This window comes from Streptomyces sp. NPDC048479 (genome assembly GCF_040651435.1).
Lineage (GTDB): Bacteria > Actinomycetota > Actinomycetes > Streptomycetales > Streptomycetaceae > Streptomyces.
In genome coordinates this window covers 1-10,190 of sequence record NZ_JBEZKA010000070.1, presented here as the reverse complement: position 1 = coordinate 10,190, position 10,190 = coordinate 1, and the positions used below count along the sequence as shown (strand labels likewise).

Genomic DNA, 10,190 nt, shown 5'->3' with positions numbered 1-10,190 from the left:
CTCCGCAAGGGCCGCCCCGAGCCCGAGACCTTGACCACCGCTCTCGCTCAGGCCCACGCCCACGGCACCCCCGTCGACTGGGACGCGTACTTCTCCGGCACCGGTACTGGTCCCCGCCGCGTCGACCTCCCCACCTACCCCTTCCAGCGCAAGCGCTACTGGCTGGCGGAGGCTCCCGGCACAGCGGCCGTCGAGCCGTCGGACGGCTCCCTCGGAGCCGCGGACGCGCAGTTCTGGGCTGCCGTCGACAACGCGGACCTGTCCGCGCTCACCGCCACCCTGGACATCGACGCGGACCAGCCGCTGAGTGCCCTGCTGCCTGCGCTGTCCGCGTGGCGGCGGCAGCGCCAGGAGCAGTCGGTTGTCGACGGCTGGCGCTACGGGGTCACATGGAAGCCGATGGCCGATCCGGTTGTGACCCGGCCGTCCGGGACCTGGCTCGTCGTGGCCCCCGCCACCGAGCACACCGGCCTCACCGCGGTGTCCGCAGCTTTGGCCGCGCAGGGTGTGGACGTCAGGGAAGTGTTCCTGGAAACAACGGAGTTGGACCGTGCGGCGCTGGCCGGTCGGCTCCGCGAGGTGCTCGCGGGCGACGAGGCCGACGGCGTACTGTCCCTGCTGGCGCTCGCCGAACTCCCGCACCCAGCCCATCCGGCGGTGCCCACCGGGCTGCTCCTGACCGGAACGCTCGTACAGGCGCTCGGCGACGCGGGAGTCGACGCCCCGCTGTGGTGCGTCACCGCCGGAGCCGTGGCGACCGCCCCGTCCGACCGGATCAGGAGTGCCGCGCAGGCGCAGGTCTGGGGCCTCGGCCGGGTCGTCTCCCTGGAGCATCCCGAGCGCTGGGGCGGACTCGTCGACCTGCCCGTCACGGTGGACGAGCGGGCTGTCGACCGGCTCCTCGCCGTGCTCGCGGGCGCAGGGGACGAGGACCAGATCGCCGTACGCTCTGCGGGCCTGCTCGCCCGCCGTATCGGGCACGCCGCGACGGTGACGGCCGGCAGCGCCAGGGCGGGCGGCGACAGCGCGGCGGACCGCTCCACCTGGCGTCCCCGCGGCACCGTCCTCGTCACCGGAGGGACGGGTGCGCTCGGCGGGCATGTCGCCCGCTGGCTCGCGGCCCACGGTGCGGAGTACGTGATCCTCGTCAGCCGCCGTGGTCCGCAGGCACCCGACGCCGATGCCCTGGTCGCGGAGATCGCCGCGCTGGGCGTGCGCGCCACGGCCGTCGCGTGCGATGTGACCGACCGGGCCGCCGTGTCCGATCTGCTCGCGAACCTCGCCGACGGCGCTGCAGGCCCCGGTCTCACCGCTGTCTTCCACACGGCGGGCGCCGGGCAGTTCGCGCCGCTCGCCGAGACCGGCCCCGCCGACGTCGCCGACGTCGTCGCCGCCAAGGTCTCGGGCGCCACGCACCTCGACGAACTGCTCGCCGAAACGGAGTTGGACGCCTTCGTCCTCTTCTCGTCCATCGCCGGTATCTGGGGCAGCGGAGGCCAGGCCGCCTACGCGGCGGCCAACGCCCACCTCGACGCCCTGGCACAGCAGCGCCGCGCCCGCGGCCTGACGGCCACCTCCGTGGCCTGGGGGCCGTGGGGCGAAGGCGGTCTCGTCGCCGACGACGAGGCGGCCGAGCAGTTGCGCCGTCGTGGGCTGCCCGTCATGGCACCGGAGTTGTCGATCGCCGCCCTCCAGCAGGCGCTGGACCGGGACGAGACAACCGTGACGGTCGCCGATGTCGACTGGGGCCTGTTCGTGCCGGCCTTCACCGCCGCGCGCCCGCGCCCGCTGATCGCCGACCTCCCCGAGGTGCGCCGGGCGCTCGCCGCCGAGCAGGACAGGGCCGCCACCGCCGCCGAGGAAGCGGCAAGCCTCGAAGCCGAGTTGGGGGGGATGAGCGGGGCCGAGGCGGAGCGCGTGGTGCTCAACCTGGTCCGCGCGCAGGTCGCCGTCGTCCTCGGACACGACGGGGCGACGACGGTCGAGGCGGGCCGGGCCTTCAAGGAACTGGGCTTCGACTCGCTCACCGCGGTCGAACTGCGCAACCGCCTCAACTCCGCCACCGGACTGCGACTGCCCGCCGCCCTGGTCTTCGACTACCCGAGCCCCGCCGCACTGGCCGCCCACATCAGGGCGGAACTCCTCGGAGAGGACACCACGCCCCGACTCCCGGCACTCGCGGAGATCGACAAACTGGAATTCCTCCTCTCGTCGGTCCCCGAGGACACCACCGAACGCGCCCGCGTCACCGCACGGCTCGAATCGCTCCTGGCGAACTGGAACAGGGCAGACCGAGCGGTCATCGGAGAGGACGAAGAAATCGCCATCGAATCGGCATCCGCCGACGACCTCTTCGACATCATCAACAACGAATTCGGAAAATCCTGATCTGATGACCGATCCGATGACCGATCCGATGTCCGCATGCATTCTGCATTTCCCCAGGGGGTGACGTTCCAGTGGCCAGCGCGAACGAAGAAAAGCTTCTCGAAAACCTGAAGTGGATGACCACTGAGCTGCGTCGGACCCGGCGCCGCCTCCAGGAGGTCGAGGCGGACGCCCAGGAACCGATCGCGATTGTCGCGATGAGCTGCCGGTTCCCCAACGGCGTGCGGTCCCCCGAGGATTTGTGGCGACTGGTCGACGGGGGCGGCGACGCCATCACCGGATTCCCCGCCGACCGCGGCTGGGACATTTCGTCGCTCGCCGACCCGGACCCCGACCGCAAGGGCACCTTTTACAACACCGGTGGTGGATTCCTCGACGAAGCCACCGCATTCGATCCCGGATTCTTCGGCATTTCGCCGCGTGAAGCACTTGCGATGGATCCGCAGCAGCGTCAGCTTCTGGAGACCTCGTGGGAGGTCTTCGAACGCGCGGGCATCGACCCCTCGGACGTACGCGGCAGCCGCACGGGCGTGTACGTCGGAGCGGGTGCCATGGGCTACGGAGCCGATCTCAAGGAGGCCCCGGAAGGCCTCGAAGGCCTGCTCCTGACGGGCGGCGCCACCAGCGTGCTGTCCGGCCGGGTCAGCTATGTCTTCGGCCTCGAGGGCCCCGCGGCCACCGTCGACACGGCCTGCTCCTCCTCGCTCGTCGCCCTGCACCTCGCCACCCAGGCCCTGCGCCAGCGCGAGTGCTCGCTCGCCCTCGTCGGCGGCGTGTGCGTGATGCCCAACCCCGATGTGTTCGTCGAGTTCAGCCGCCAGCGCGGCCTCGCCGCCGACGGCCGCTGCAAGTCCTTCGCCGCGTCCGCGGACGGCACCGGCTGGTCCGAGGGCGTCGGCGTCCTCCTGGTGGAGCGTCTCTCCGACGCCCGGCGCAACGGCCACCAAATCCTCGCGGTCGTACGCGGCTCCGCCGTCAACCAGGACGGCGCCAGCAACGGCCTGACGGCGCCCAACGGGCCCGCCCAGCAACGCGTGATCCGCCAGGCCCTGGAGAATGCCCGGCTGTCGGCGGCCGAGGTCGACGCGGTCGAGGCCCACGGCACGGGCACCACCCTTGGCGACCCCATCGAGGCACAGGCACTCCTCGCCGCCTATGGCCAGGACCGCCCCGAAGGCCTGCCCCTGCGACTCGGCTCGCTCAAGTCCAACATCGGGCACACGCAGGCCGCGGCCGGTGTCGCGGGCATCATCAAGATGGTCATGGCGATGCGCCACGGTGTGCTCCCGCAGACCCTGCACGTCGACGAGCCGACACCGAACGTCGACTGGGCCGAGGGCGCGGTCTCCCTGCTCACCGAGCCGATGCCCTGGCCCGAGACCGGCGCGCCGCGCCGCGCGGCCATCTCAGCCTTCGGTGTGAGCGGCACCAACGCCCACACCATCATCGAGCAGGCACCCGAACTCGACGAGGCACCCGACGAGGAGCCCGCAACGGCTTCCGCAGCCCCGGCTTTCGTCCCGGCCGTCCTGCCGTGGACGCTCTCCGGCAGGAGCGTCGCCGCCCTGCGTGCCCAGGCCGCGCGCCTGCTCACCACGCACGGCCGGGGCCGCTCCGCTGCACGCCCCCTCGATATCGGCTACTCGCTGGCCACCACCCGCGCAGCCCTGGAGCACCGCGCCGTGCTCCTCGGCCGTACCGAGGACGACTTCGACGCGGCCCTCACCGCGCTTGCCGAAGGTGAGCAATCCGCAGGACTGGTGACGGGCTTGGTGACCGAGGGCAAGGTCGCGTTCCTGTTCACGGGGCAGGGGAGTCAGCGGCTGGGGATGGGCCGGGAGCTGTACGAGGCGTATCCGGTGTTCGCGGAGGCGCTGGATGCGGTGTGTGCGCACCTGGAACTGCCGTTGAAGGATGTGCTGTTCGGCGCGGACGGTGATCTGCTGGATCAGACCGCGTACACGCAGCCTGCGTTGTTTGCGGTTGAGGTGGCGTTGTTCCGGCTGGTCGAGTCGTGGGGTCTCAGGCCCGATTTCCTGGCCGGTCACTCGATCGGTGAGATCGCCGCCGCGCATGTCGGCGGTGTCTTCTCGCTGGAGGACGCCTGCACGTTGGTTTCGGCTCGTGGCCGTCTGATGCAGGCGCTGCCGACAGGTGGCGTGATGATCGCGGTGCAGGCGTCGGAGGGCGAGGTTCTGCCTCTGCTGTCGGATCGCGTGAGCATCGCGGCGATCAATGGTCCGCAGTCGGTGGTCATCGCGGGTGACGAGGATGCAGCGGTTGCGATCGCTGAGTCCTTCGAGGTTCAGGGCCGCAAGACGAAGCGCCTGTCGGTGAGCCATGCGTTCCACTCGCCGCACATGGACGGCATGCTCGATGCCTTCCGTACGGTCGCCGAGGGCCTGTCGTACGACACTCCGCGCATCCCGGTCGTCTCCAACCTGACCGGCGCCCTGGTCTCGGACGAGATGTCGTCCGCCGACTTCTGGGTACGGCACGTCCGCGAGGCAGTCCGATTCCTGGACGGCATCCGGGCCCTGGAAGCCGCCCAGGTCACGACGTACATCGAACTCGGCCCCGACGGCGTCCTGTCCGCTCTCGCCCAGGAGTGCGTGATCGGCGACACCGCGGCCTTCGTGCCCGTCCTCCGTACCGGCCGCCCCGAGCCCGAGACCGTCACCGCCGCCCTCGCCCAGGCCCACACCCACGGCACCCCCGTCGACTGGGACGCGTACTTCTCAGGCACCGGCGCCCGCCGCGTCGAGCTGCCCACCTACGCCTTCCAGCACGAGCGCTACTGGCTGGAGCCGAGCGCCGCCGGGGCCGGTGATGTGAGCGGAGCGGGCCTCGAGCCGGCCGCGCATCCGCTGCTCGGTGCGGCCGTCACGCTGGCCGGCTCCGACAGCGTGCTGTTCACCGGCAGGCTCTCGCTCCGCGCCCACCCCTGGCTCGCCGACCACACCGTGGCCGGTACGACCGTGCTGCCGGGTGCGGCCTTCGTCGAACTCGCCGTACGCGCCGGGGACCAGGCCGGGTGCGAACGCGTCGAGGAGCTGACGCTCGACGCCCCGCTTTCCCTGCCCGCCGAAGGCGCCGTACGGCTCCAGGTGCTCGTCGACGGACCCGACGACCACGGCCGCCGCCCCTTCACCATCTCCTCCCGGGCGGAGACCGCTCCGGCGGACGCTCCCTGGGTGCGCCACGCGCGGGGCGTCCTCGCGCCCACCGCGCCGGCAGCGTCCTTCGATCTGGCGCAGTGGCCGCCCGCCGGGGCCGAGGCCGTGGACATCACGGACCTGTACGCACACGACCCTCAGGACTCGCACAGGCCCGAGCGCGGCACACTCTTCCGCGCCGTGGAGGCCGTCTGGCACCGGGACGGAGATCTCTTCGCCGAGGTTCGTCTGCCCGAAGGCGGCCCGGAGGCACACGACTTCGGTCTTCACCCGGCGCTGCTGGACGCTGCCGCGCACGCGGCCTTCGCACTGGACGGGGATCGGAGCACGGGCGCCGGGCTGGGCACCTGGTCGGACGTGACCCTGCACGCGGTGGGCGCCGGCGCCCTGCGCGTACGGATACGGACCGCCGGCGGCGGGGCCCTCGCGTTCGACCTCGCCGACGACCTGGGCGAACCAGTGGCGACGGTCGGCGCTCTGACCCCGCGGCCGTTCGGGACGGTGGAGCCCGGTGTTCAGCAGGGTGCGCCGGCCGTGCACCACGACTCGCTGTTCCAGCTCGACTGGGTGCCGCTGCCCTTCGCCGACGGCACTCCCGTGTCCTGCGACACGTGGGCCGTACTGGGCTCCGCCGGGTTCGGCCCGGCCACCCGGTACGCCGACCTGGCGGCGCTGGGCGAAGCGGTCGACGCCGGTGCGCCCGTACCCGCGTACGTCGTCGTCCCCTTCACGCAGCCGTCGGCTGACAACCGCCCGGAGGCCCTGCACGAGGCCACGCACCGGGCGCTCGCTCTCGTGCGGTCCTGGCTGACCGACGAGCGGTTCGAGACCTCGCGTCTCGTCGTCATGACCCGAGGCGCGATCGCCGCCCCGGGCGAGGGTGTCGACGACCTGCCGCATGCCGCGGTGTGGGGCCTGGTGCGCTCGGCGGAGACGGAGAACCCCGGGCGGTTCGTCCTCGCCGACCTGGACGGGCATGTAACGGCCGATCTGGACGGGCCCGTGACGGCCGACCCGGACCGGGCCCCGGCCGCCGTCCTCGCCGACGCCCTCGCATCCGGCGAGCCTGAACTGATGCTGCGGGGCAGGGCCGTACACGTCCCCCGGCTGACCCGGAGCCGTACAACCCCCCGGTCCGACAGCACAGCCATCGACCCGAACGGCACCGTCCTGATCACCGGCGGCTCCGGCACCCTCGCCGGCATCGTCGCCCGGCACCTGGCCACCGCGCACGGCGTCCGCCACCTGCTGCTCCTGAGCCGCAAGGGCGCCGACGCCCCCGGTGCAGCAGAACGCACTGCGGAGCTGAGCGAGTTGGGCGCCCAGGTCACCTGGACCGCCTGCGACGCGGCCGACCGCGACGCCCTCGCAGCCGTCCTGTCGGGGATCCCCGCCGAGCACCCGCTCGGCGCGGTCATCCACACGGCCGGAGTTCTCGATGACGGCGTGATCGCCTCGCTCACCCCGGAGCGCCTGGACACGGTCCTGCGGCCGAAGGCCGATGCCGCCCTGCACCTGCACGAGCTGACCCGGGACCTGCCCCTCTCGGCGTTCGTCCTCTTCTCCGCGATCGCCGGCACACTCGGCAGCGCCGGACAGGCCAACTACGCGGCCGCCAACGTGTTCCTGGACGCCTTGGCCCAGCACCGCCACGACCACGGCCTGCCGGCCACCTCACTCGCCTGGGGCCTGTGGGCCGACGCCAGCGGCATCACCGGCGGACTCGACGAGGCCCAGCTGCGGCGCATGGAGCAGCACGGCATGGGCGCGCTCTCCGCCGCCGAAGGCATGGCCCTGCTCGACGCGGCACTCACCGCCGACCGGCCCGTCCTCGTCCCGGCCCGCCTGAACCTCACCGCCCTGCGCACCGCCGCGGGCCCCGGCCCGGCCGCCCCGGTGTTCCGGGCGCTCCTCGGCTCGGGAGGCCGCCGGACGGCGCAGACCCGCACCGGCGGCGGCATCCCGCTCGCCGAACGGCTGCACCGCCTCACCGGCCCCGAACAGGACCGGGCACTGCTCGACCTCGTACGTACGCAAGTGGCATCCGTACTCGGCCACGCATCGGCCGGACAGGTCGAGCCCGCACGGGCGTTCAAGGATCTCGGCTTCGACTCGCTGACCGCCGTCGAGCTGCGCAACCGCCTCAACGCGGCCACCGGCCTGCGACTGGCGACCACCCTCGTCTTCGACTACCCGTCGCCCGCCGCGCTCGCGCGGCAGCTGCGCGCAGAACTCCTCGGTGACCCTCAGGAAACAGCCACGGACGCGCCGGGCCTGCTCTCGGGCGTGCTCCCGGGCGCGAGCCTCGCCGACGACCCCGTCGCGATCGTGGCCATGAGCTGCCGCTACCCCGGTGGCGTCCGCACCCCCGAGGAGCTGTGGCGGCTCGTCGAGACCGGTGGCGACGCGATCTCCGGACTCCCCGGCAACCGGGGCTGGGACACCGACGAGCTGTACGCCGACGAGGACGGCCGCGCCTTCGAAGGCGGCTTCCTCCACGACGCCGACACCTTCGACGCCGACTTCTTCGGCATCTCACCGCGTGAAGCGCTCGCCATGGACCCGCAGCAGCGCCTGCTGCTCGAAACCGCGTGGGAGGCGATCGAGCGGGCCGGCATCGCCCCGTCCGCACTGCGCGGCAGCCGGGCCGGTGTCTTCGTCGGAGCCGCCTACAGCGGTTACGACGCACAACTGGAGCAGTCCGGCGCGGACGGCGTCATCGGCCATGTGATGACCGGCAACGCGGGCAGTGTCATGTCCGGCCGTGTCTCCTACTCCCTGGGCCTTGAAGGCCCGGCGGTCACCGTCGACACCGCCTGCTCGTCGTCGCTGGTCGCCCTGCACTGGGCGATCCAGGCGCTGCGCAATGGTGAGTGCACGATGGCCCTGGCCGGTGGTGTGACGGTGATGTCCACGCCGGGCACCTTCAGCGAGTTCAGCCACCAGGGCGGCCTCTCGCCCGACGGCCGGTGCAAGGCGTTCGCTGCGGCTGCGGACGGTACGGGCTGGGGCGAGGGTGTCGGCATGCTGCTCGTCGAGCGGCTGTCCGACGCTCGGCGCAACGGGCATCCGGTGCTGGCGGTCGTGCGGGGTTCGGCGATCAACCAGGACGGCGCGAGCAACGGTCTGACGGCGCCGAACGGTCCGTCCCAGCAGCGGGTGATCCGTGCCGCTCTCGCGAGCGCGGGACTGTCGGCCGCGGATGTGGACGCGGTGGAGGCGCACGGCACGGGCACCCGGCTCGGTGACCCGATCGAGGCGCAGGCCCTGCTCGCCACCTACGGCCAGGGGCGCGCGGAAGACCGGCCATTGCTGCTGGGCTCGATCAAGTCCAACATCGGGCACACGCAGGCCGCCGCCGGTGTCGCGGGCGTGATCAAGATGGTCATGGCGATGCAGCACGGGGTGCTGCCGCAGACCCTGCACGTCGACGAGCCCTCGCCGCACGTCGACTGGTCGTCGGGCGAGGTGGCTCTGCTGACGGAGGCGGCCGAGTGGCCGACCACCGAGCGGCCTTGGCGAGCCGGAGTGTCGTCGTTCGGCATCAGTGGCACCAACGCCCACACGATCATCGAGCAGGCCCCGGAGCACACTGCGGAGCCGAAGGCACCCGCCGTCACGGTCTCGCCAGGAACCCTGCCCTTTGTGCTCTCGGCCAGAAACGCGGACGCTCTCCGCGCCCAGGCGGGACAGCTGCTGTCCGTGGTCGAGTCCCCTGAAATCCCGCGATCGGTCGATCTGGCCCACTCGTTGGCGACCGGCCGGGCGCACCTCGAGCAGCGCGCGGCGATCGTCTCCGACGGCCACGAGGACCTGACGCGCGCCCTCGCAGCGCTGGCTGTGGGGGAGCGGGTGCCGGGTCTGGTGCAGGGCACGGTTGCCGGTGGCGGGCTGGCGTTTCTTTTCACGGGGCAGGGGAGTCAGCGGCTGGGGATGGGCCGGGAGTTGTACGAGGCGTATCCGGTGTTCGCGGACGCGCTGGACGCGGTGTGCGCGCACGTGGACGGCTACCTCGAAGTGCCGCTGAAGGATGTGCTGTTCGGGGACGACGGTGATGCTCTCAACCAGACCGCGTACACGCAGCCTGCGTTGTTTGCGGTTGAGGTGGCGTTGTTCCGGCTGGTGGAGTCGTGGGGTCTGCGGCCGGACTTCTTGGCGGGGCATTCGATTGGTGAGATTGCCGCGGCTCATGTGGCTGGGGTGTTCTCGCTGGAGGATGCGTGTGCGCTGGTGGCGGCTCGTGGGCGGCTGATGCAGGCGCTGCCGGCCGGTGGCGTGATGATCGCGGTCCAGGCGTCGGAGGACGAGGTCCTTCCGCTTCTGACCGACCGCGTGAGCATCGCCGCCATCAACGGTCCGCAGTCAGTCGTCATTGCGGGTGACGAGGACGCGGCTGTGGCGATCGCCGAGTTTTTCACGGAACAGGGCTGCAAGACGAAGCAGCTGACGGTGAGCCATGCGTTCCACTCGCCGCACATGGATGGCATGCTCGCCGACTTCCGCAAGGTCGCCGAGGGCATCTCGTACGAGGCTCCGCGCATCCCTGTGGTCTCCAACCTGACCGGCGCGCTTGTCACGGACGAGATGGGCTCGGCCGACTTCTGGGTGCGGCACGTCCGCGAGGCG

General features: G+C 71.9%; 2 protein-coding genes. Both read left to right on the top strand.

Going from position 1 to position 10,190, the window contains the following annotated elements:
* Window positions 1-2,388 (top strand): SDR family NAD(P)-dependent oxidoreductase (locus tag AB0D12_RS40410; protein WP_362694873.1); only part of this gene is annotated, 2,388 nt, incomplete at its 5' end.
* A gap of 71 nt (window positions 2,389-2,459) precedes the next feature.
* Window positions 2,460-10,190, top strand: a 7,731-nt coding sequence (locus tag AB0D12_RS40405; protein ID WP_362694870.1) for a type I polyketide synthase, incomplete at its 3' end; no start/stop codon positions are given.